The organism is Aeribacillus composti, assembly GCF_007827555.1.
Classification (GTDB): domain Bacteria; phylum Bacillota; class Bacilli; order Bacillales; family Aeribacillaceae; genus Aeribacillus; species Aeribacillus composti.
Genome location: NZ_VISS01000017.1, coordinates 25,424 through 47,747, shown reverse-complemented (window position 1 = coordinate 47,747; position 22,324 = coordinate 25,424). Strand labels below are relative to the sequence as shown.

Annotated in this window: 19 protein-coding genes and 3 pseudogenes; 9 read left to right on the top strand and 13 right to left on the bottom strand. The window is 38.9% G+C overall.

The window, feature by feature from the left end:
- Positions 1–60: 60 nt before the first annotated feature.
- The 4 genes and pseudogenes from FB379_RS10205 (at position 61) to FB379_RS10185 (ending at position 2,682) form a co-directional block, all read left to right on the top strand.
- Positions 61–312, top strand: a complete 252-nt coding sequence (locus FB379_RS10205; RefSeq protein WP_066249310.1) for a hypothetical protein — start codon at positions 61–63, stop codon at positions 310–312.
- Positions 313–479: 167 nt separating this feature from the next.
- Positions 480–1,591 (top strand): annotated as a pseudogene (locus FB379_RS10200) (IS3 family transposase).
- 319 nt (positions 1,592–1,910) lie between these two features.
- On the top strand, positions 1,911–2,174 hold the full coding sequence (locus tag FB379_RS10190; RefSeq protein ID WP_199757337.1) for an HNH/ENDO VII family nuclease: 264 nt from the start codon (positions 1,911–1,913) through the stop codon (positions 2,172–2,174).
- A 40-nt stretch (positions 2,175–2,214) separates the two neighbouring features.
- Positions 2,215–2,682: an SMI1/KNR4 family protein gene (locus FB379_RS10185; RefSeq protein WP_144597891.1), complete on the top strand. Its 468-nt coding sequence runs from the start codon at positions 2,215–2,217 to the stop codon at positions 2,680–2,682.
- Positions 2,683–2,954: 272 nt separating this feature from the next.
- Here FB379_RS10185 and FB379_RS10180 read toward each other — a convergent pair.
- The 5 genes and pseudogenes from FB379_RS10180 to FB379_RS10155 form a co-directional block, all read right to left on the bottom strand.
- A pseudogene (locus tag FB379_RS10180) lies at positions 2,955–3,358 on the bottom strand (reverse transcriptase domain-containing protein); the annotation flags it as partial.
- A 255-nt stretch (positions 3,359–3,613) separates the two neighbouring features.
- Positions 3,614–3,775: pseudogene (locus FB379_RS10175) on the bottom strand (group II intron reverse transcriptase/maturase); the annotation flags it as partial.
- Positions 3,776–4,393: 618 nt separating this feature from the next.
- Entirely contained in the window at positions 4,394–6,259 is a 1,866-nt protein-coding gene (locus tag FB379_RS10165; RefSeq protein WP_144597889.1) for a PTS fructose transporter subunit IIABC, read from the bottom strand.
- 13 nt (positions 6,260–6,272) lie between these two features.
- Positions 6,273–7,187, bottom strand: coding sequence for a 1-phosphofructokinase (pfkB, locus tag FB379_RS10160; RefSeq protein WP_144597887.1), 915 nt, complete (start codon positions 7,185–7,187; stop codon positions 6,273–6,275).
- Positions 7,188–7,189: 2 nt separating this feature from the next.
- A complete protein-coding gene (locus tag FB379_RS10155; RefSeq protein ID WP_094245600.1) occupies positions 7,190–7,939 on the bottom strand; it encodes a DeoR/GlpR family DNA-binding transcription regulator in 750 nt (249 codons plus the stop codon).
- Between the two features lie 1,156 nt (positions 7,940–9,095).
- Between FB379_RS10155 and FB379_RS10150 the strand changes: the two genes are divergently transcribed.
- Both FB379_RS10150 and FB379_RS10145 read left to right on the top strand, forming a co-directional pair.
- Positions 9,096–9,695, top strand: coding sequence for a TetR/AcrR family transcriptional regulator (locus FB379_RS10150; RefSeq protein ID WP_144597885.1), 600 nt, complete (start codon positions 9,096–9,098; stop codon positions 9,693–9,695).
- A 10-nt stretch (positions 9,696–9,705) separates the two neighbouring features.
- Positions 9,706–10,170, top strand: a complete 465-nt coding sequence (locus FB379_RS10145; protein ID WP_066249004.1) for a DUF2269 family protein — start codon at positions 9,706–9,708, stop codon at positions 10,168–10,170.
- A 685-nt stretch (positions 10,171–10,855) separates the two neighbouring features.
- On the opposite strand, the gene FB379_RS18995 is transcribed toward FB379_RS10145, so the two are convergent.
- From FB379_RS18995 to FB379_RS10120, 6 genes are all read right to left on the bottom strand, one after another.
- The gene (locus tag FB379_RS18995) at positions 10,856–10,987 is read right to left on the bottom strand and encodes a hypothetical protein (protein ID WP_277874801.1); all 132 of its coding nucleotides are present in this window, start codon (positions 10,985–10,987) and stop codon (positions 10,856–10,858) included.
- 6 nt (positions 10,988–10,993) lie between these two features.
- The gene (locus FB379_RS10140; RefSeq protein WP_063386908.1) at positions 10,994–11,203 is read right to left on the bottom strand and encodes a hypothetical protein; all 210 of its coding nucleotides are present in this window, start codon (positions 11,201–11,203) and stop codon (positions 10,994–10,996) included.
- A 339-nt stretch (positions 11,204–11,542) separates the two neighbouring features.
- Positions 11,543–12,046: a PadR family transcriptional regulator gene (locus FB379_RS10135; protein ID WP_063386906.1), complete on the bottom strand. Its 504-nt coding sequence runs from the start codon at positions 12,044–12,046 to the stop codon at positions 11,543–11,545.
- A gap of 4 nt (positions 12,047–12,050) precedes the next feature.
- A complete protein-coding gene (locus FB379_RS10130; RefSeq protein ID WP_144597883.1) occupies positions 12,051–14,513 on the bottom strand; it encodes an FtsX-like permease family protein in 2,463 nt (820 codons plus the stop codon).
- Positions 14,482–15,201: an ABC transporter ATP-binding protein gene (locus FB379_RS10125; protein ID WP_130158203.1), complete on the bottom strand. Its 720-nt coding sequence runs from the start codon at positions 15,199–15,201 to the stop codon at positions 14,482–14,484. Before FB379_RS10125 ends, FB379_RS10130 begins: the two co-directional genes overlap by 32 nt.
- A gap of 925 nt (positions 15,202–16,126) precedes the next feature.
- The gene (locus FB379_RS10120; RefSeq protein WP_144597881.1) at positions 16,127–16,306 is read right to left on the bottom strand and encodes a hypothetical protein; all 180 of its coding nucleotides are present in this window, start codon (positions 16,304–16,306) and stop codon (positions 16,127–16,129) included.
- A 247-nt stretch (positions 16,307–16,553) separates the two neighbouring features.
- Between FB379_RS10120 and FB379_RS10115 the strand changes: the two genes are divergently transcribed.
- The 3 genes from FB379_RS10115 (at position 16,554) to FB379_RS10105 (ending at position 19,454) form a co-directional block, all read left to right on the top strand.
- Entirely contained in the window at positions 16,554–17,495 is a 942-nt protein-coding gene (locus FB379_RS10115) for a Gfo/Idh/MocA family protein (RefSeq protein ID WP_063386903.1), read from the top strand.
- 40 nt (positions 17,496–17,535) lie between these two features.
- On the top strand, positions 17,536–17,727 hold the full coding sequence (locus FB379_RS19230) for an HAD hydrolase family protein (protein ID WP_144597959.1): 192 nt from the start codon (positions 17,536–17,538) through the stop codon (positions 17,725–17,727).
- Between the two features lie 485 nt (positions 17,728–18,212).
- Entirely contained in the window at positions 18,213–19,454 is a 1,242-nt protein-coding gene (locus FB379_RS10105; RefSeq protein WP_144597880.1) for an MFS transporter, read from the top strand.
- Positions 19,455–19,861: 407 nt separating this feature from the next.
- Here FB379_RS10105 and allB read toward each other — a convergent pair whose 3' ends face one another.
- Entirely contained in the window at positions 19,862–21,211 is a 1,350-nt protein-coding gene (gene allB, locus FB379_RS10100) for an allantoinase AllB (RefSeq protein ID WP_144597878.1), read from the bottom strand.
- A 52-nt stretch (positions 21,212–21,263) separates the two neighbouring features.
- Positions 21,264–22,316 (bottom strand): ABC transporter substrate-binding protein, encoded by a 1,053-nt coding sequence (locus tag FB379_RS10095; protein WP_144597876.1) that lies wholly within the window; start codon positions 22,314–22,316, stop codon positions 21,264–21,266.
- Positions 22,317–22,324 lie beyond the last annotated feature (8 nt).

The window sequence follows — 22,324 nt, the reverse complement described above, 5'->3', positions numbered from 1 at the left end:
CGCACATGATAAAACAATTGAATCTGGGCGTCCGTGGTATCCACCAGAGGAGGAGTAAAATTGGCTTCGTATGTTTTATTATTAAAAGAATATGAAGATGATGAAACTGTGGTTTACAAATTCGGACCTAATGAAGAGATTATGGGTAAAATTGAGTTAAATAAAATAACTAGGAAGTTTTCAGAGTTAGAAAGTTTACCAGATCAAAATATTCCCTCTAAGTTTTATTTTGATCGAGCTGCTCAAAGATTGGCAGTTTGCCTTGTAAGAGAAGGTGGCATATTTCCAGAAAGAACAGCTTTTGAGTCATAGTAGCTACAAAAAACCTTGATGGGTAGGATTGAAGTGACCCAGTAAAATGGGACAAGGAAAAAACACCTCCTGAATCGAATGTATAACTTACTTCGATTTGTGGAGGTGTTTGTCTTACAGGGACAAGAGTTCATTATCCAGAGGAGATCAAGTGGAAAGCTATCGAGATGAAACAAGCAGGGTATACCAACCGAGAAATTATGGAGACGTTAGGGATTAAAAATAAGACGCAGATGACATGGATGAGATGGTATAAACATGGCGAAACTCATCGGTTTTCTCAGCCTGTAGGGAAGCAATATGTATGAGGGAAAGGGGCACAGGAATTAAATGAAATGGAACAGCTCAAAATGCAAAACCGTCAGCTAGAAGCACACTTGGAAATCTTAAAAAAGTACAAGGAACTCAAGAGGAGATGGTGCCAGAAGTAGTGGTCCAAGTTGTAAGAGAGTTAAAAGACAGATATCCTGTTACCCTTATCTGTTCTTGTTTAGGAATTCCAAGATCGACATATTATCGATGGGAAAAGAAATGGAAAGAGTTCATGATGGAATCAGAGTTAGAACGGTTGATTCAAGAAATTTGTATAAAGAATCATTATCGTTATGGTCATCGCAAGGTAAGAGAGGTCCTACGGCTTAAATATAGAATCAAGTTGAATCGCAAAACCGTACAAAAAATCATGCAAAAACGGAATCTTCAATGCCGTGTGAAGAAAAAACGTCAAAATTGGATCAATGGAGAAAGTAAAATCATCGTACCGAATCGTTTAAACCGTGATTTTACGGCTTCTCAACCAAATGAAAAGTGGTTAACGGATATCACTTATTTGCCGTTTGGTACTTCGATGCTTTACTTGTCAACCATTATGGATTTATACAATCATGAGATTATTGCCTATCAAATCAGCGACCGACAGGATGTTCAGCTAGTGTTAAAGACACTAGAAATGGCCGTAAAAGAGCGACAACCAAAACAAGTGTTATTCCATAGCGATCAAGGGGCGGTCTATACGTCTTATGCTTTTCAACATTTAGCCAAAGAAAAAGGCATTACCACGAGCATGTCCCGCAAAGGAAACTGCCATGATCATGCCGTAATAGAATCGTTTCATTCTTCATTAAAGGCTGAAACATTCTATTCACAAGAAAAACAACATCTCACTAACTCTAGTGTAAAACAAATGGTTCAGAATGACATCTATTATTATAATCAAATTCGAATTCAGGCCAAATTAAACTACCTGTCACCTATTGAGTTCAGGAAACAGGCAGCATAGGTGTTTTTTCTGTGCCTCAAATAGGTGGGTCAGTCCAGATCCTTTCAAGGTTTTTCTTTATTATTTGAGTTAAATAATTTGCTCATAAAGAAAAGCTTAAAAGCCATTCTCACTGCTGAAAATGGCTTTTTGCTTATGTTACTTTATTATGAACAAACCTGTCTATTTCAGCCCCAATTTTTGCCCAACGTAAATTTTGTTTACGTCTTTTAGTTTGTTCCAAGATTTATTGTGCAACCGTGCTACCGTATTTAACAGCCAATTCGGAAACGGTATCCCCTTTTTTGACGGTGTGGTATTTTTTGGATGATCCACTACTATGAAAGATGCGCGTGGTAGAACTAACCTTGAAAGAATGGAAAAGGGGTTAGCACCGTTAGGTTCAGATCGAAAGCCTATAAATCTCCATCACATGACACAAAGAAATGAAAGTTCTATTGCTGAGGTTACACAAACATTTCACAATGAAAATAGTAAGATAATCCACATTAATCCTAATACTATCCCTAGTGGGATTAACAGGAATGAATTTGATAAATGGCGCAAAGATTATTGGAAACATAGAGTTAGTGATTTTAAATAGTTCGAGGAGAAAATTAAAGTATATAGAGGGAGGGAAAAATATGAGTATGGAAGCATATAATCAAGCTAAAAAAATTATTTTGTCTAATGCAGAACTAAGTGATTTTGTGGGTCCCCGCTCAAGAGAATTAATTATTCAAGCAGAAGAAAAACTTGGGTTAAAGTTCACAGGTTCATATTTGGATTTTCTGTTGTCTTTTGGTGCGGGTAACTTTGGTTCTCAAGAGATTTTCGGGATAATTAGTAGCGATTTTGAAAATTCTTCAGTTCCAGATGCAATATGGTATACTTTAACAGAGAGAAGAGAGAGTAATTTGCCAAATAATTTATTAATAATTCACGATACAGGAAGTGATGAAGTTTTTTGCTTAGACTTTAACAAGATTGATAATAATGAACCTAAGGTTGTCTCATTTTTTCCAGGAGTTGACTTAGACAAACAAAAGTATGAAATAATTGCAAATGATTTCGGGGATTTCTTATTAGATTTAGTTAAACGTGAGCTATAACCTATATTACCTCGATTGGCTATAAGCCTTTCAAGGTTTTTTATTAGTTATAGTTAACCCAATATTAACTTCAGAGCCCATGATGGTTCTACCTACATGGAGTTTGGCAGATATGCATGGTAAAGCGACTAAACCATTAATACCCTTCGAGTACACTTTAAAACACGTGAGAACGCATTCTCGTGGCGAGAAAGTGGGGGTAAGCTTTTAACTGGTTGTGACAATAATAAACTGTCAAATTATTATTGTATTGTATTTTCACTAGAGACGGTCGTTCCCATGTCCGTTTCCATTACCACTCCATTGATCATCACGCCTGATTGAAGATACCGGCGGATTACCTTCAGTAGAATTCGATCTTTGATCGTTTTCGCTAAGATCCCCATCAGTTTGTCGTGATTCACCTTGTCAAAGAATTTCTCTAGGTCTATATCGACTACCCAACGATATCCTTCTTTGATATAACCCTTTGCTTCCCTAACCGCATTCTGCCTGGGCGGAAACCATAGCTATGGTTCGAGAAGGTCGGATCAAAAATTTTCGTCAACACTTGGGCAATCGCTTGTTGGATGAAACGATCCGTCACGGTAGGGATACCTAGAAGCCTTACTCCACCGTTCGGTTTCGGGATTTCGACTCGACGGACGGGTAAGGGCTTGTAGGTTGTTTTTTGCAAAATAAAAGTGCAGAGAATTGCAAAATCATTATGCAGTGATATGCAATGGGGCTTTACATGGAGGAGGAGCCATGATAACCTTTTTTGGTTTTGCCAAAACTGTTGAAGCTGGCGCTTGGCTAAAGAATCATGGCTACAGAGGATCCATGTCAAGCCCTTGATGGATAGATCACATATATGTATATTTATTCAAAATTTTGATAAAGATATACTGCAACACTCTGTATTTTTTTCTTGCAGAAAACACTTGTAGGTTCCTTCTCTCAACGACTGTCGAATGGAGTCCCAATTTTCGTAGAGGTGTCTTCGTAGGTCTTTTACGGACATGCCATCTACTCCGTGACTTCCTTTATTCTGTTCGACTCGTTTCAGTGCCGCCAGGAGATTTTCCCGTGACAAAATCATTTCCATCAACATTGATATCCTCTCCACGTGAACGAATTCTTCTATTTGTGCCATCTTCTGCTCCACCCTCTTGAAGTCCCCCGTGGGATTCACCACTTCCTCCTTCAAGTAAGTCCTATCGGATTGTCTGCTTCCACACAGAAGATGAACGCCTAGCGATTCGTTCTCCTTAATTGTTCAGTCCTTCCTCTTCCATCTCGAGCTTGAAAGAGTACTATGACTTCTGCTGACTTCTGACTGTTCAGCTATCTATCACTAGATAGGTTACCAAGGTTACTTGGCGTGCTAGCCAGACCTCCCCAGGTAAGAGTGTAATCTTTCCTTCCATCCATCTGCTTCATTTACTTTGTATCACCTTCGGCAGAAAGGGCTTTGTTTTGTTGCGCAAACTCACCCAGTGATACCTAGCCTCATAAGAAGTTCGTGTTCCGAGAGACCTTAAAGTTTGCCGCTCGCTTCCTTCAGATTCCGCGTCACCACGGACACCCTTGCGTTAAGCTAACTGCTACTTCTGCCTTCGCAGCTCGGGACTTTCACCCTATAGATTACACCCATGCCGGGCGCACACATAAAAGAGTTCAGACCCTAGATCCGAACCCTTAAAAGAAATTTGCTGCTCGTATTAGTCTTTTATTCTTTTACTTCTTTCTTTAAGAAACCGACCATAAGAGCTGTTACAAATGAACCAATTAAAATAGCAAGTACATATAACCATGGACTGCCGCTTATAAACGGAATGACAAATATGCCTCCATGTGGTGCTGACAAACCAATTCCAAATACCATCGTAAACGCACCGGCAATTGCGGAACCTACGATAATCGATGGAATTACACGTCCTGGATCAGCTGAGGCAAAAGGAATGGCTCCTTCTGTTATAAAGGTTGCCCCCATAATATAGCACGTTTTTCCTGCTTCTCGTTCTGCTTTTGTAAACTTCTTTTTAAACAAAGTTGTTGCAATGGCTAGTCCTAATGGAGGAACCATACCGCCAGCCATAATCGCAGCATGCGGGGCGTAGTTTCCTGCATCAATCATCGCTAAACCGAATGTAAAGGCTGCTTTGTTGATCGGACCTCCCATATCTACAGCCATCATTCCCCCTAAAATCAAACCTAAAAGAACTAAGTTCCCAGTTCCTAAGCCTTCCAGCCAAGCTTTCAATCCATCGTTAATCGCTTTAACAGGATCATTCACCACATACATCATAATAAAACCTGTAATTAAAATACCGAATAAAGGATATAGTAAAACTGGCTTAATCCCTTCTAATGATTGCGGCAGCACCTGAAAGATTCGTTTTAAAAGAACGACTAAATATCCGGCTAAGAAACCGGCAATTAATCCGCCAAGAAAACCGGCCTCCCCATTTGCTGCCAAAAATCCTCCGACCATTCCCGGAGCAAATCCCGGACGATCCGCAATACTCATGGCAATAAATCCGGCTAAAACAGGAATCATTAATTTAAAGGCATTTTCCTTGCCAATAGTCATCAATGCTTCAGCAATCGGATGGTAAGATGGATCGTTCGGATCGAACGCTTTAATCCCAAAAATAAATGAAATGGCAATCAAGATACCGCCGCCAACGACAAATGGCAGCATGTTTGAAACCCCATTCATGAGGTGCTTATAAAATCCTTTTCGTTCTCCCCGTTGAAACGCTGAATTTGTTTCTTTTCCCGAAGCTTTGTAAATAGGTGCGTCTTTCTTTAATGCTCGTTCAATCAACTCTTTTGGTTGGCGAATGGCTTGTGCAACAGGGACTTCAATGACATGTTTGCCATCGAAACGGTCCATTTCCACTTGCTTATCTGCAGCCACAATGATTGCGTCTGCCTCTTCGATCTCTTCTGGCGTCAGCTTATTTTTGACACCGCTTGAACCATTCGTTTCAACCTTAATGTCAACGCCTAACTCTTTCGCTTTTGTCTTCAAAGCATCCGCTGCCATATACGTATGAGCAATACCAGTCGGACAAGCGGTAACGGCTAAAATTTTTCCTTTTTTAGAATCGATCTGCTCGCTCTCTTCTTCATTTTCCTTTTCTTTTTCATTGATAATTTCAATGATTTCCTCAGCAGAATTGGCTGATTCAATTTTTTTACGAAACTCTTGATCCATTAACAATGTCGATAAACGGGAAAGTGTTTCTAGATGAGCATTGTGGACGCCTTCACTAGCTGCAATCATGAAAAATAAATGGCTGGGCTTACCATCTAAAGACTCAAAGTCAATGCCTGCTTTTGAACGACCGAATGCGATCGCAGACTGTTTAACTGCATTCGTTTTAGCATGCGGAATCGCTATCCCTTCGCCAATTCCAGTCGTACTTTGAGATTCACGAGCAAGGATGGCCTCCTTAAACGCTTCTTTATCGTGAAGCTTCCCTGCCCTCGCAAGCGTTTCTATTAATTCATTAAGTACTTCCATTTTGGTAGCAGACTGTAAATCTAATATAATCGTCTCTTTCGTTAATAAATCCGTGATTTTCATTATACAATCCTCCTTACCGATAAATTTCCAAGCGAATATTTGGAAGAAGCTGTTCCACACTTTCCTTTGTACATAAATCTTCTGAAAATGCTGTTGCACTTCCGGCACTGACGCCGTGTTGGAATGCTTTGATCGCGTCATGGTTTTGAATATAGGAGGCTAAGAAACCGGCAACAGTTGAATCCCCAGCTCCTACTGTATTTTTCACGTTACCTTTTGGGACTTTGGCCAATACGGTATGATCAGCATTAATCAATACTGCTCCGTTTCCTCCCATGGTAACGATTACATTCCTTGCTCCTTCATTTTGCAGCTTCTTTCCGTACTTTATTGCATCTTCTACCGTCTCAATGTTTACATGAAACAACTCTCCTAATTCGTGATGGTTCGGTTTTATTAAAAAAGGTCCCATAGGTATCAACCGTTTTAGACTCGGTCCTGATGTATCAACGACAAACGGTATTTCCCTTTCCTGACAAATCGATGCTATCGTCTCGTAAAAATTTTCAGGAACTGTTGGAGGCAAACTGCCAGCAAGCACTAAAACATCATCTTTATTTAAAGAAGAAATTTTTGATAATAGCTTTTCCTGCTTTTCTTTTGAGATGGCAGGTCCATTCCCGTTAATTTCCGTTTCTTGATCTCCTTTCAGCTTTATATTGATCCGGGTAGGCTCTTCCACCTCAGTGAAATCGATGGCAATATTTTCACTAATTAATGCATTCTTAAGAAAGTCTCCTGTAAAACCGCCTGCATACCCTAATACAACACTATCGATACCAAGGCGTTTCAATACGCGGGACACATTGATCCCTTTTCCTCCCGGGAAGTAAAGTGTTTCTTCCACTCGGTTCAATTCTCCTATTTTTAAGTGATTAATACGGACGTGATAATCAATCGATGGATTTAAGGTAACCGTATAAATCATGATTATTTCACAACCTTTACTGCGGTTTTGGCTGAAAATTCTTCTAAGATTTCTTGATCAATTTCATCTGTAATAATGACGGCATCATTTAAATCTGTAATTTTTGAAAAGGTAAATTCATTAAATTTTGTATGATCAGCCAGAACAAATGACTTTTGTGAGAGATTCATTGCGAGGCTTTTCACAGCTGCTTCTTCTGGATCAGGAGTTGTATAACCAAACTCAAGGTGGATTCCGTTAACACCCATAAAGGCCTTATCAAAACGATACGATTGCAGCCCCTCTTGAGCCCCCTTACCGATGAGAGCTCTTGTGGTCTTTTTCACATAACCACCCGTTAAATAGGTTTCGATATTTTGTTCAAGCAGTGCTTCCAAATGGGTTAATCCATTTGTTACTACTTTTATTTTTTGAGCAGAAATGTACGGGATCATTTGAAAGGTGGTTGTACCCGCATCCAAATATATACAATCACCATCTTGAATGAGACTCGCTGCATATTGAGCGATCATCCGCTTTTCTTCTAAATTCTTTGTCGATTTTTCGGAGATGCTCAGCTCTTCACTTCTTTGTTGAAATAAGGAAGCTCCGCCATGAACTCTCTTTAACTTTTTTTCTTTTTCTAATTGGCTTAAATCTCTTCGAATCGTAGATTCTGACGAAGAGGTTGCCTCCACCAATTCTTGAATTTTGACGACTCCCTTTTGTTCCAACAGCTCTAAAATGATCCGGTGTCTCTCTGGTGTTAGCAGCCTTATCAACTCCCATCTGGATGTTTTCTATTTCTCTAATTTCATTATAGTGTAAGCACTTTCGAAAATCTATCATTTTTTATCAAAAACATTCAAAAATGGTCGTTTTATGACAAAAATCAGTCACAAACGATCATATGACTAGTCCATTTAATCCAAAACGAGAAAAAAAAAGAATCTTCTACATCATGTTCGCCAATAAAATAACCCTTTCTCCTACAGACATCTGTCAAGGAGAAAGGGTAGTAAATAAGTTATGAAAAACGTTGCCCTGCGTGTTCTGAACCAGTCCGAATGAATGAGATTTAAGCTCTTATAGTTAAGATAAAAACCTAGCCATCAAGATTTACCTCGACGATAGAAAACAAAAGTTTCACTTCCTCATAGTTAAGATAAAAACAAGAAGTAATAAGCAGATATAAAGACAGAATAAAAGGTTTCAATTCCTTATAGTTAAGATAAAAACGCCTCGATAAAACATGTGGTTGGGAAGAAAGATCACAGTTTCAATTCCTTATAGTTAAGATAAAAACTCTATTTACTACACTCTTCCGCTTTTTAGCAATGTCATTGTTTCAATTCCTTATAGTTAAGATAAAAACCCCAAAAAACGTTGTTAAATAAGCATTTCATTTTTAATGCTTGACTGGTTATTTTTATTTTAACGAAAAGGGGAATTTTTATCAAACCTTTGATTTGCTTGCGCTCAATAAAGATTTGAAAGAGTCGTCGATCCCCTGGGATTTTTGCATGATTGGGGGTCGACGACAGTTGAAATATTCTAATCAATGAAACCGTCTTCCATCGCAATTTCATAAATCTCCCGAAAAGAACCCAACATTTTGAGTTGCAATGCCTAATCTGTTCAAGTTTCCTTCCAAAACAAATTTCCCTATTTTTCTGTTATAATCTCCAAATTCTGCACACAAAGAAAAATTCCTTTTTTTGTTCAATGAACTTTTTGTGAACATTGTCATGTGTCTTTTCGATCAAGTAACTAACAAGTGACAATCATGTCAACACAAAGTAAAGTGATAAAACTATGATCATTTATCAATAAGAGGCATTTGACCAAATAAAACAATTTATTTACAAACCGACGGTCGGTTTTTATAATTGATTATAAATAGTTGCATAACATCGGGAGGAAACTTGATTGAAGCGGGAACAGAAACGAGAACAAACGAAACGATTGCTGCTGGACGCTGTGAAAGAATTAATTTGTGAAAAAGGGTGCACCAATACAACGCTCAATGACATTATGGAGCGTTCCGGTTTGTCAAAAGGAGCCATTTTCCATTATGTAAAAAGCAAAGACGAGCTTTTCAGCTGGGTGTTGGAAGATAGGCTGGACGAAATTAACGGGCGCTTTTTTAATAAGGCTTCGCAAAAGAAATCATTTGAAGAACCGATGCATGAAATTACCGCCCGATTGTCGGATCTGGAAAATCCTCAAGATCCCGGCAATCAAGTACTAATGTATCTTCTCGGAAAAAGCGATCAGCTTGATGTCAAGAACATACTCCAACAGTATTATGAACAAGCCATTCATATGTCCAAATTATGGATAGCTGCTGGGCAAGAGGCAGGGGTAATCCCTCAGTCCGTTGATGCCGATAAAACAGCAGAGTTGTTTATGCTTATTTCATTTGGTCTGCGAATGCGCGGCGCCATTGATTCAAAGAAACATTTCTTTCATTATAAAGATTTTGCTGAGCTGATGTCTGGCATGCTTCAGCGAAAGGAAGAAAGGTAGGAGGAGGCATATGGAATTTCTGTTATTTATGCATATTGTCGGAGTTGTCCTTTTTTTAGGCAATATTATCATTACGGCTTTTTGGAAAATGCGGGCAGATCAAACAGGGAATCGTGAATTAATTCATAGTGCCGCCAAAAACGTCATGCTTGCTGATTTCGTTTTCACAATTCCGGGACTGCTGCTCATCATCACATCCGGAGTTTGGATGGCCGTTCGAACGGGGTATCTTATTTCGGGATTTAATTGGCTGACCTTGTCATTAATATTGTTTGTATTGACAGGAGTACTTTGGGCAGGGGTGCTTCTCCCCTTACAGCGAAAGATGATACGGCTCAGCGCTCAAACTGAGGAAAATGAGTTCAACACGGAAGCGTACCGTCGAGTGTCATGGCTCTGGATGATATTCGGAACTATTGCAACACTTCTTCCTGTTATGATCTTATATCTTATGATTGGCAAGGGATTCTTCTGAACACACTTTTCCGCCGAAAGCGATGGAAAATGATCAAGTGGAGAGCTTTTCTAAAAAGGAGTACGGAAAATGCTTCTGAAAAGCAATCAAGGTCTGGCTTGTTAACTTCTGACATCAATCGTGCCATGTTCAATGAAATTTCCACTATACGTCAAGATCCATCCATATTGAAGTGTGAAGAAGAGCGATTTGAATCTAAAAAATTAGCTTTCACAGTACAAAAAACAGAGCTTAAGTTTTTAGAATATAAAGAAAAAAACTCGGGACGGATATACTGTTCCGAGTCAACGGTTTAAAATTGTACACGATCATAAGTGACTTAGAATTAATAGAAAGCGTTACGATGAATTTTAAAATTGATGACCATAACACTTGGCTTTTATTACCTATCACCTGCTTAGATAGCTCCGGTAAGGTTCTTTTAATTCCACATCCTCGTACATGAAACCGTCCGATAGCGAGTTCGCTTCAGTTACTTATTTTTCATTCCACATTATCGTTATATACTTTGCGTACACTTCAGGGATTGTTACTTGTTTTCCCGAAGACTGATAAGTTTTTAATCCCTTGACGGTTCCCCAAAAAGTAATCATTTCATTTTCAAGCAGATGGCTTTTTTTGTTTGCATTTCGGTAATTCACGACTATCGCATTTTTCCAAACGCCGTCTATACTTTTATCGACGTTCACTTTAAAAGTAATGTTGTTCCATGTTCAATAATTTGAATAACTTTTCCTGTGAATACAACCTTTTTATTTTTGTAAGCACCAGGATTTTTCGCCAAATTTAAGTAATGAATTTGTACTGCTTCATCCATATACTCCTAGAAATCTTCTTTGACAGGAGCAGCCACAGCCGGGGTCTTTTTACTTTCTTCTTTCATATTTTCATTATTAAGTGTTTCGTCCGTCCCCATAGACCAAAATATTGCTGGAACCACAACGAATAACACCAGGTGAATGAGCGAGGATATACGAATTTTTTCGATATATTTCGCATCACGGTTTTGTCTTATCTTTTCATATTTCTTCATCTGTTAACAGCTCAACACCGCGCAGCTGACCGATTTTTATTGATCTAGACCTGATAAAATCGGATATTCCAAAAGTACAAGCATAAATGACAAATATAGTAATAACAATGAGAAACGTTGAAATCTCACCCTGTTTGCTGACATACATACAACCCGAGTCGAGCTTCAGCTTTCAGCAAAATACTGAGTTTTGGTTTTCTAAAAAATATCGAAAGATGACTGACAACACTTCCGCTACGATAAACAGTTCCCAATGATATGCCAGAATCGCAATCCTAAGCCCATTCTCCTTTCATTCTATTTATGCTGGCCCGCACTTTTCTTTGAACTTGGCAGCTTTTAATGGATTCGATTTTCAACTTGATTTATCCAGTTTAAATCCGCCTCTAAATGCAATAAAATACCGGTGATCAATAAATATTTGCTTTCGTCACCTTGAAGCAGCAGCTCTGTTTTTAATTTGGTCAATTCCATCACTTCTTTAATCACCACCGCTTTTTGCTGTTCAAGCATTTTCTTTTCCTGAGCAAAATTAATTTTGCGGGCACAGCTCCATTTAAAGAAAAAATCTTCTTTTGTCGTGGTGTATGGCACCGGTTCCAGCAACCATTTTTCCAACTCATCTTTACCTTTTGGTGTTAACTCGTATAATTTTCTTTCCTGATCGTCCATTCCTGCGGACGAGACAAGTTGATCACGAATCAGGCGATCAAGCGTAGTATAGATCTGACCGGGATTAATTTTGCCTTTAATGCCAAAAAGGGAATCCAATTCTAATTTCAATTCGTATCCATGATGTTTTTTTTGGTATAACAATGTCAAAATTCCATATTTAACTGACAAGTTGTCAACCTTCTTTCAGTGATGATTGGATATCTATTTTGCTGGCACTTTGGCTTGCCATCCAAGCGGCGCATAGACTCAACACAACACCGGATATCACTGCCATTATCATATTACTGTATGGCAGCTTGAAAGACATAAATCCGTCCATGAGTTCAGACTGACTTGTTACATAGATTAAGATCAACCCAGCTGCTATTCCTCCGATAACTCCGGATAACCCAACGAGCAAGCCTTCGGCGATAATCATATTTCTAACCTGTTGTTTAGTAAACCCAAGAGCACGCATCGTTCCGATCTCGGGAACGCGTTCCAGCGTGTTCATCAAAAGGGTGTTGGCTGTGCCGATACTGGCTAACCCGATGATCATAAACAGCAACATCAAGATCAGTTCATTCATACCGGAAATTGTTGAAGTAGTGGACTCAATTTCATCTTCAACCGTTTGAACCTTTGACAGATGATCGCGGAAATCAGACCATACCCGATCTCGGATGGAACTGGCCGCTTCGTTGTCAACAGTAAGCAGCAAATCAAAGCCTTTTGTCCATCCAAATTCCTCCTTAAGACGTTCCTCATCCATAAACGCGACATAACCGGAATAATGCGATGTTTTGACAACTCCAACCACCTCATAAGATTGTTCACCATTTGGCGTATTCATCCGAATGCTCTGCCCGATCTCCCCGCCCCATTCATCAAATGCGCGTTCACCAAGAAGCACAGCATTTTGCTGTTTTAACCGGTTATACAGTTTTTCCTCATGTTGATCGGCAAATAACGCCGGACCATCTTCACTTACGGCAAAAACAGAAAATTGTCTGCTTACGCCGTCAACCGTTTCCCACGTAATCGGGGTCGCTTCCATTAATGGCTCAACGCCTAGAACTCCATCATAAGAACGCAGTTTCGTTATATCTTCTGTAGACCAAGGCGCTTCAGACGTAAGTCTCATATCTCCCCCATACGTATTCCTGATTTCTTGTTCATATCCTTCCGGAGCTGATTCCACCACCGCACCAAGCAATAAAATAACCGAAATTCCGATGCCGAGTATCGCTGCCGTATTTGCATTTCGATTGATTTGTTGAAAGAGGCTTTTGGCAGCCAAACTCCCCGCATAATGAAAAAGAAAATTTAAAACAGGTTTTATGATTCTGCTTAAACCGGCCAACAACAAAGGAAACAAAAGAATGACACCTGCTAAAACGGCTGCATAAGTTACAGAGTGGTCGATAAACACAAAGCATAGAAGCACCAAGCCAACTACAGCTCTAATTAGCAGAGGTCTTGATGATCCCTTCGATTGGCTGGCCATTTTTAACGTCAATAAAATCGATGTTCTGCCTGCATGATAAATAGGGAAAAGCGAAAACAGAACAGGGAACAGCACTCCAACAGTCACCGCCATAATCGCCGGCAATCTCCAATTTAAAGTATAAACTATATCAAATTGGAGCATGCTGAGCAGTTCCTGCATAAACAGATCACCGAGCCATATACCAAGAGGAACACCGATGGCTGTACCGATCAATGACAAAAGTACGATTTCAATGAGCACAAGCTTAGACACAGAACGTTGTGTGTAGCCGAAGCTTTTCATTATAGCAAATTCTTTTTTTCTTTCGATCACGCTTGTATAAATTGTGTTAAAGACAATAAAACCGCTGACTAACATCGATAAACCGGCAACAATATAAAAGAAGGTATAGAGGCCGCTAATATCGTTGTTCTGAAGGTCATCTGCTACAACAGGCTGTATGAACACACCTGACCCACGGAACTGCTGCTGTAAGGAATGAAAGAGGTCCTTGCCATCGCCGTTGACCTGAAACCGCATATAAGAAATCTCATCATGTTTGCCTGTCCATTCTCTTAACATATCGAGTGGAACTAAAACCCGAAAACTAGTTGATTCAGCACTGTCCCAATCACTAGGACTTGCAAGCAGCTGCGTATACTCAACAATAGCAGAAACTTTTGCCTCTCCCAAACCTTCAAACCGAACCGTATCCCCAACCTTTTTTCCTAAAAGGGTTGCAACAGTTTTCGGCAATATGACCCCTTTATTATCCAAACTGCCTTCAATCACAGGAAGCACCAGTAACGGGCTGTTTTGGTCACTGACTCCGATAATTCGTACAGATCTTTGACTTAAAGAGTGATCGTCTTCAAGTTCAAAGAACGCTTGCTTTTGGAGAACAAGCAGCATATTCGTAACATCGGGATCATCTTGAACAGGCTCAATCATTTTTTCCGGATAAGTATGCTTATCGCTTAAAACCCAATAATCTGCATTGGCTACATACATATCTGTGTAGTAATTAAAAACGTCTCTAGTTGTTCTATCGGCTACCAGCATAGCGGTGATAAAAGATGTTCCCAGTATAATTGCAAACAAGGTAAAGAAAAAACGCTTTTTGTTATGAGTGATATTACGCCATGAAATTCGCCAAATATTTAGCATAGTCGCCCTCCTCCCTCGATACCACCTGATCGATGCCTCCGTCCCTGAAAAGAATAATCCGGTCCGCAAATCCGGCTGCAAAAATATCATGAGTAACCATCACGATCGTTTGTCTGTTTTCACGATGGAAGACTGTCAATAGCCGGAGAATTTCTTCTGCATTCGCTCTGTCCAAATTCCCTGTCGGTTCATCCGCTAATAAAACAGTCGGGCTATTTACGAGTGCCCTGGCGATAGCAACACGCTGTTGTTGACCGCCACTGAGCAAGTTGGCGCGTTTGCGATGAAGTCCTTCCAATCCTACCGCCTGAATCAATTCTTGGATCACCCGATTCTTCTCCTTTGTCAGTTTGCCGTCGGCATGAAGTGGAAACGCAATATTTTCTTCTACAGTTAAAGTCGGAAGCAGTTGATAATTTTGAAAAACGAACCCCAGTTTTTGTCTTCTGAATATCGTTCTTTCTTTTTCGCTCATCTTATTTAAATATTTCCCGTCAATTTGTATATCTCCAGCGGTCGGTACGTCAAGGCCTCCCATCAGCTGCAGCAAAGTGCTTTTTCCGGAGCCACTGGGTCCCATTATCGCTACGAATTCGCCTTTTTTAATATTCAAATCGACGCCTTTCAACACCCGTGTTCTCTCTTGCCCCTGCAAAAATTCTTTAGTGAGATTGCTAACTTTAATCATAGCGTTCGCTCCTCTATTATTCGTATTGTAAAAATTTTCATATAAAATCACTATATTTCATTATCGTCAGTGCCTCGCTCTATCAATTGTCCACAGTGCGACGCTCCCTCCGATTTTCTGTATGCCACCAGCACCGAAAATAGTGTGTAATCGTCTTAATGGCTGATAGAACAAATGACCTACCTTTTGGTTTAGGTTAGCCCTTAAAACCCTCCACAGAAGAAGTGAACTCCGAATTCGACAATGGTTTTAAAACTTTTTTGGCATGCTTTTTTGTTCCCTTTGCCCTTGACGTCAATGTCAAAACTATTGGCGCTTTTGCCAATAGTAATTGCATGGCATTTCCATCTAATTAATGGAAATAACTATGAACATCTACTGAGTTCTCAAGGACTTTTGACACTACCTCAATTATTTCATCTGCTTTTATACACTCATTATATACTAAGTATATATTATAAACAAGCGAATTTATTGGTAAAATCATTATTGAAAGTTATTTTAAAGGCTAAAATAATATATATCTAGTATATATAATTTCAATATATGATTAAGTTCAAACGAATGTGAAAATTCATTTTCGTTCAAAAAATCAAGTTGACATTCTACAGGTTCATTACTGGGATTGTGTGTCAATCACAGAAAATGGTGAAGAGACAAAATCAGAAGTATAGTCATAGAGGATAATCAAAATATCGTGACTAAAAATAAAAACACATGTGTAGCTGAAGAGTAAAGTCCATATCATTGTGTAAAAAAAGAAAAAGAGTCATGCTGCTTCCCCTTTGACAGATAAAAACACCAACTAAGAGATATGCAAACATGACTCAATATCATATTACCGCAAATAATGAACTTTTGCACGGGTTATTGATGCGAGACAAAGGATTACCAAGCTGCTGGAGCAAGTCGTGAAGCAACTTCTCTAAATATTCGTAACTTTTTCTTCCGTTTCCAAAATTCCATACCGTTCTTTTTCAATTTCCCGCTTGCGTGTTCGGTGCCAAGGCAATCCCGAACCGAACAATCCTAAGGGCACCAATAATACGGCCAGTATAAATGTAATGGTCGGTCCGATTGACCAAGCGAGTTCGGTTGCTCCCACTCTGAATGCCTGTTTATCCTTTTCAGAAATTCGATCAAAACAGAAAAGCAGATGAAAAAGAAACTGTCGTTTACTCTTTTTTTCGGGACTTTTCAGACAGCTCTTACCATGTTAATATGTTTTGGTTTTTATTGACATGGAGTTTTAAGTTAGTTCAAAAAAAAGATAATCGAATAAAAAGCTGCTGCAGAACATGTTATAATATGATATTCATGTACAAATATGAACAATAAAGGTGGGATTCGTTATGAGATTTGGTATTATAGGAACAAACTGGATTACCGACCATTTTATAAAAGCTGCAAGCGCACACCCGGAATTTTCCCTCGGCGCTGTTTATTCGAGAACAATGGAAAAAGCAAAAATGTTTGCCGAAAAATATCAAATAAAACACGTGTACACCAACCTTGAAGAAATGTTTCAAAGCGGCAATATTGACGCCGTTTATATTGCATCCCCCAACAAATTCCATGCCGAACAAAGTATTTTGGCCATGAAAAATAGAATTCACGTTCTTTGCGAAAAGCCGGCAGTAACTTCCGTGCAAGAAATGGATGAGGTCATTCAAACAGCCAAAACTTACAATGCCATGTTTATGGAAGCGATGAAATCAACCGTTACACCGACCTTTTTAAATTTAAAAAAACATCTTGACGAAATCGCTCCGATCAGACGATTTGTTTTCCATTACAATCAATATTCTTCACGATATGATAAATATAAAGAAGGAATTATTGAAAACGCCTTTAAACCGGAATTAGGAAACGGTTCGAAAATGGATTTGGGTGTATACTGCTTAGCACCAATTGTTCATCTAGTCGGCGAACCAAAATCCATAGTAAAAAATCACTATTACTTATCCACCGGTGCAGACGGTCAAGGAAGTATGATTTTAAATTATGATAATTTTGAAGCAGTCGTAATGTATTCCAAAATAACAGACTCCTTTTTCCCTAGTGAGATCCAAGGAGAAAAAGGTGTTATTGAAATTGACAAAATCAGCGATCCGAAGAAAGTTGTCATCAAATATCGAAACGGTGAAATAAAAGATTTAACCGTGGAACATAAATTTGAAACGATGTATTATGAAGTAGAAGAATTTATAAACTGCGTGAAAAACGGCAAAATTGAATCCGATATAAATAGTCATGAACGGACAAAACAAGTTGTGAAGCTGTTGACGATGTAGTGAAATTCCTAACGCCAGTGGAAAAATGCTAATGAAATGAATCGCAATCGACTTAGACGGCACAATTTTAACAAATGATCATATGATTAGCGAAAAAAACCGTGAAGCAATTGTAAATGCACAAACAAAGACAAAGCCTCTTTACCCATTTAAAGGCAGAAGAGGCTTTCTGTTTTTCTCTCCGCTATTTTCTTTTCCGCACGTTCAATCATTGTTGGCACGGCTCCTTTGAAACATAAATAATTGGCAATTTGGCTGTATGATAAATAATGGCCTCCAGAACGTCAAACAAACTTCTCTCTTTCGTCTTGCTTGCAATTCCTCATAGTGAAGATAAAAACGGATACGGGCATCACGTCATTATTGGTCATGGAGACTTGCAATTCCTCATAGTGAAGATAAAAACCCCAAAAAAGTGTTATATACGCATTTCATTTTTAATGCTTGATTGATTATTTCCAGGGAAACTTTGCCAATCCTTTGATTTGCATCGGTTCAACAGAGATTTTTGCACGATTGGGGGAGACAACAGTTGGCATATTCAAATCATTGAGACCGTCTTCTGTAAAATAACCACCATCTCGGAATATGAACTGATTTTTGTCGCGATTGACGGAGAAAAATATTGGAAAAAATGGCTTGACTTAAACATCCAATTCGGTAGAATAGAAAAAATATTGAATCTTTAAAATTTTGAAGTTAGGAGACTAAACTAAAATGATGTTACGATTTCACTATGCTTGGGTTATTTTATTTGTCACGTTTTTATCTCTTTTAGCTGTTCAAGGTGTTCGTCTTTCTTTCGGGGCTTTTGTTGAACCTTGGGAAAGGGAATTTTCAATGGACAGAGGGACAGTATCGCTAATTTCGACATTAAGCTTTATCGTTTATGGACTTTCCCAACCATTTATAGGAAGGTTAGTTGATAAATTTGGGCCTCGTATAATCCTTTCTGTCAGTACTTTTTTGGTGGCAGTTAGTATTCTATTAACAGCTTTTGTCCATCATCCATGGCAATTGTTTATTCTATATGCTATATTTGTATCACTTGGGGTTGGCGGAGCGTCAAACGTGGCTGCAACAGTAGTCGTTACAAACTGGTTTAATGAAAGACGAGGATTTGCTTTAGGGATTGTCGAAGCAGGGTTTGGAGCCGGACAAATGCTGTTGGTACCAGGATCTCTATTATTAATTCAATGGTTGAATTGGAAAGCAACGGTCATCATCTTGGGATGTTTTTTAATGATTGTTGTGTTTCCAATTGTCCTGTTAATTTTACGAAACCATCCTAATGAAAAAGGTATGTTGCCAATTGGCGGAATGGATCAAGAAGAAAGCTCAACTGAACAGCCAAGTAAATTCAATGATTTTTCAATTTGGGATGCTTTTCGTAAAAAACAATTTTGGTTCTTGATTTTACCATTTAGCGTTTGCGGTTTTACCACTACAGGTTTAATGGATACACATCTTATCCCTTATGCCCAGTTGTGTGGAGTTCCAACAAGTGCGACTAGTGCAGCAGTAACTATATTGGCTGCTTTTAATATTGTAGGAATACTATTTTCTGGTGTGTTAGCAGATCGCTGGAGCAGTCGAAAAATGCTCATCTGTCTATATGTTATACGGGCATTATCGTTGTTTATTCTATTCTATAGCTATAACCCTCTGCTTTTAATTATTTTCGCTATCGTTTTTGGATTGGTTGATTTTTCCACTGTTGCTCCTACACAATTGTTGGTCACGCAATACTTTAAACAACACTCTGTTGGTTTTATCATTGGTTGGCTATCTTTCAGCCACCAAATTGGATCAGCACTAGGAGCCTATGTGCCGGGTTTACTATACAGTTACCACGGGAATTATAATGTTGCTTTTTATTTTTCAATAATCATATTAGTCATTTCAGCAATCCTCACCTTCTTTCTTCCTGAATTTTCTAAAGAAAAGGTAACGATTTAGGAGAAGGCACCTATGCGATTTTTTGGAGACCTCGAACCTGTTGTCACTCGGCAAAAAAGCTGAACAAATTCGTAAGACTGACCTATTCATTTATTTATTGGGCCAACCTCAATATTCGCAGATCCCCTGTTCACATTTTTATTTGCCTAACCAAACTTCCTGTTTCGGTTTTCCGACAAGTCCTTTAAGGCTGCAGATAACGTGCTAAAAAATTTTTTGAAAACTTTTCACGGAACATGATTGCAAAATGGAGGATACGGAAAACGTTCAAAAAAAGCTGTCCAGAAAGTCAAAATCCATTGAAAGCGAAACATTATAAACATTTATATATCAACGTTTCTAAAACATTAAAGGGGCGTTTATAAGCCGGAAAATTGACTTATTAGACAGCCCCCTTACCCTTTCCATCATAACTTCAGCCATTGGCCAAGAGGCTTGGAAGCCCGTATGCGCCCGTTGTCAAATACCAATTTCCCCCGTTGAAATGTCGCAAGGATTTTGCAAGGAAATGTATGATTGACATATAAACTATGCTTGTGTTTTTGAAGCAAACTGTTTTTCTCGACTGTGAAGGAATCTTTTAAACTTATAATCACAAAATCTGCGTCTTTTCCTTTTGCAATTTCCCCTTTTTTCCCGTCCAATCCAAATCGTTTGGCGGGTCTAGCAGATGTCCAATGAATCAGCTTCGGAAAAGGAATGCGATAGCGAACCGCTAGTTCGATCATCGCCATCAATGTAAATTGCCCCCCGCTGATTCCTCCCCAAACATTGAAAAAATTCGTTTCATCTTCTTTCAAGCTCCATGGCGACGGGGAATGGTCGGATGCGACAAAGTCAATCTGATCTTTTAAAAACAAATCAACCAATTTTTTCTGGTCGCTTAATTCGCGCAATGGGGGAGCGCATTTTGCAACCGCTCCAAGCTTTTTCGTATGTTCATGGTCAAACAAAAGATAATGCGGGCACGTTTCCAATGTGACATCAAGTCCTCTTTTCTTCGCTTGCTGGATTTCTTCAACGGCTTCTGCACTGCTGATATGAACGAAATGCAAAGAACAGCCGGTCTGTTCCGCAAATGTAATGGCTTTTCTGACAGCTAGCCATTCCGCAGCAATCGGTCTTGATTGTAAATAATCGTCCGGACCGAATTTTTCTTGCCGCTCTTTTTCTCTCTGCAAAAATTGCACCATTGCGCCGTCTTCTGCATGAAGAGCCAAAATTTTACGCAAGCCGGCGATCGTTTTCATTCCATTCAAGAGCGTATTATCATCAACCGCTGCGAACTCTTTATTGCCGCTCGGGGACATGAAAGCTTTAAATCCGACAACTCCTTTTTCCGCAAGAGGCGCTAAATCATTTTCATTGCCCGGAACAAGCCCGCCCCACAATCCAAAGTCAACGAATGACTTTTTCTCGCCTATTTTTCCTTTTTGTTGAAGAGCTTCAAGATCAGTTGTAGAAGGGACACCGTTCAGCGGCATATCAAAAAACGTTGTACAGCCGCCCGCTGCAAGCATAGATGAACCTGTTGAAAAACCTTCCCAATCCTCTCTGCCCGGTTCATTGAAATGAACATGGACATCAATCAATCCGGGAAAAACGTATTGGCCTTCCGCATCCCAAACGACATCGGCTTCCCCGTCAATGTCATCGCCAAATCCAACAACAATGCCGTCTTTAACAGCTAAATTTGTTTTTTTCACTTCGTCATGAAACACAACGCTTCCGTTTTTGACTATAAGATCGTAGATCATTTTTATCAAACTCCATTTAAAATAAAAATTTTTCCATCATGCTTTTTTCATGTTATTTGTTATTCATAAGTTCCGGTTCAACTTCTTCTAATAATGAAAAATCAATATAATCTTTCTTATTTGGGATATTTTTGATATTTCCTACACTCAATAAATATTCTCCTACTTCAGAACCATTGCTTTTGTTCATAAAGGAATCGTCGACTTGCATTGTATAAACATTTCTATTCATAATTTCCTTTAACTCGCTTTCTTCTAAATGAAGTTCAGGCGCTAAAATTTTAATTGCTTCTTCTCTATTCTTATTAATGTAATCTGTAGCTTTTATTAAAGCCCTAATGATTGCTTTTACCGTATTCGGATTTTCTTTTAGGAAATCATCTGTTACTTGCAGTGTTGTATGAACACTCATCCAATCAACAGATTTTTCTTTTCCATCAAAATTGTCAACCGTACCGCTAAATAGTAGTTTTCCTCCGCTGTTGATAGCCTTCGTTATAAACGGTTCCCAAGCAGCCATTGCATCAATATCACCTTTTTCAAGAGCAGTTAAAGCATCGCTAGGAGCTAGGTTCACAAAATTTATCTTTTTTATGTCAACATTATAATCGTTTGCCATATTTTGAATTGCAATCATTACATCAGCACCACTAGGAATACCTATTGATTTTCCTTCCAAATCTTTTGGAGAATTAATTTCAGCATGTTTGCCCGCTACAACCGCTTGTGTTCCTGCAATTTGTGCAAGCGGAGCTACGATTTTCACCTTAACGCCTGAGGAAGCTAAAATAATATCCATAAAATTTGTTTGTAAACTAACCGGAGCACTTCCACCAGCAATCATAGGTCCAATATCTGGTCCGCTTTCAATTAATTGGTTTGTTACGTTTAGCCCTTCTTCCTTAAAAAATCCTAACTTATCTGCAATGATTTGTTGTGAAGAAATTTGCGCATCTCTTACCCCTACTAATGTTATATCCTTCACTTCTAGTTCATCACTCGCTTTATTACTATTTTCACTAGTTGTTGTCGAACTGTTTGAACCGCACGCAACGATTGCAAACATTGTCAAAAAAACTAGGCAAAAAAGAAAAATTTTTCTCATTTATAATT

Bases quoted from the DNA above. Each gene is read 5' to 3' on its own strand.
- FB379_RS10190 (WP_199757337.1), top strand. From the start codon at position 1,911: ATGAAAGATGCGCGTGGTAGAACTAACCTTGAAAGAATGGAAAAGGGG.
- FB379_RS10185 (WP_144597891.1), top strand. From the start codon at position 2,215: ATGAGTATGGAAGCATATAATCAAGCTAAAAAAATTATTTTGTCTAAT.
- FB379_RS10165 (WP_144597889.1), bottom strand. From the start codon at position 6,259: ATGAAAATCACGGATTTATTAACGAAAGAGACGATTATATTAGATTTA.
- pfkB (WP_144597887.1), bottom strand. From the start codon at position 7,187: ATGATTTATACGGTTACCTTAAATCCATCGATTGATTATCACGTCCGT.
- FB379_RS10145 (WP_066249004.1), top strand. From the start codon at position 9,706: ATGGAATTTCTGTTATTTATGCATATTGTCGGAGTTGTCCTTTTTTTA.
- FB379_RS18995 (WP_277874801.1), bottom strand. From the start codon at position 10,987: ATGGATGAAGCAGTACAAATTCATTACTTAAATTTGGCGAAAAATCCT.
- FB379_RS10140 (WP_063386908.1), bottom strand. From the start codon at position 11,203: ATGAAGAAATATGAAAAGATAAGACAAAACCGTGATGCGAAATATATC.
- FB379_RS10130 (WP_144597883.1), bottom strand. From the start codon at position 14,513: ATGCTAAATATTTGGCGAATTTCATGGCGTAATATCACTCATAACAAA.
- FB379_RS10125 (WP_130158203.1), bottom strand. From the start codon at position 15,201: ATGATTAAAGTTAGCAATCTCACTAAAGAATTTTTGCAGGGGCAAGAG.
- FB379_RS10115 (WP_063386903.1), top strand. From the start codon at position 16,554: ATGAGATTTGGTATTATAGGAACAAACTGGATTACCGACCATTTTATA.
- FB379_RS10105 (WP_144597880.1), top strand. From the start codon at position 18,213: ATGATGTTACGATTTCACTATGCTTGGGTTATTTTATTTGTCACGTTT.
- allB (WP_144597878.1), bottom strand. From the start codon at position 21,211: ATGATCTACGATCTTATAGTCAAAAACGGAAGCGTTGTGTTTCATGAC.
- FB379_RS10095 (WP_144597876.1), bottom strand. From the start codon at position 22,316: ATGAGAAAAATTTTTCTTTTTTGCCTAGTTTTTTTGACAATGTTTGCA.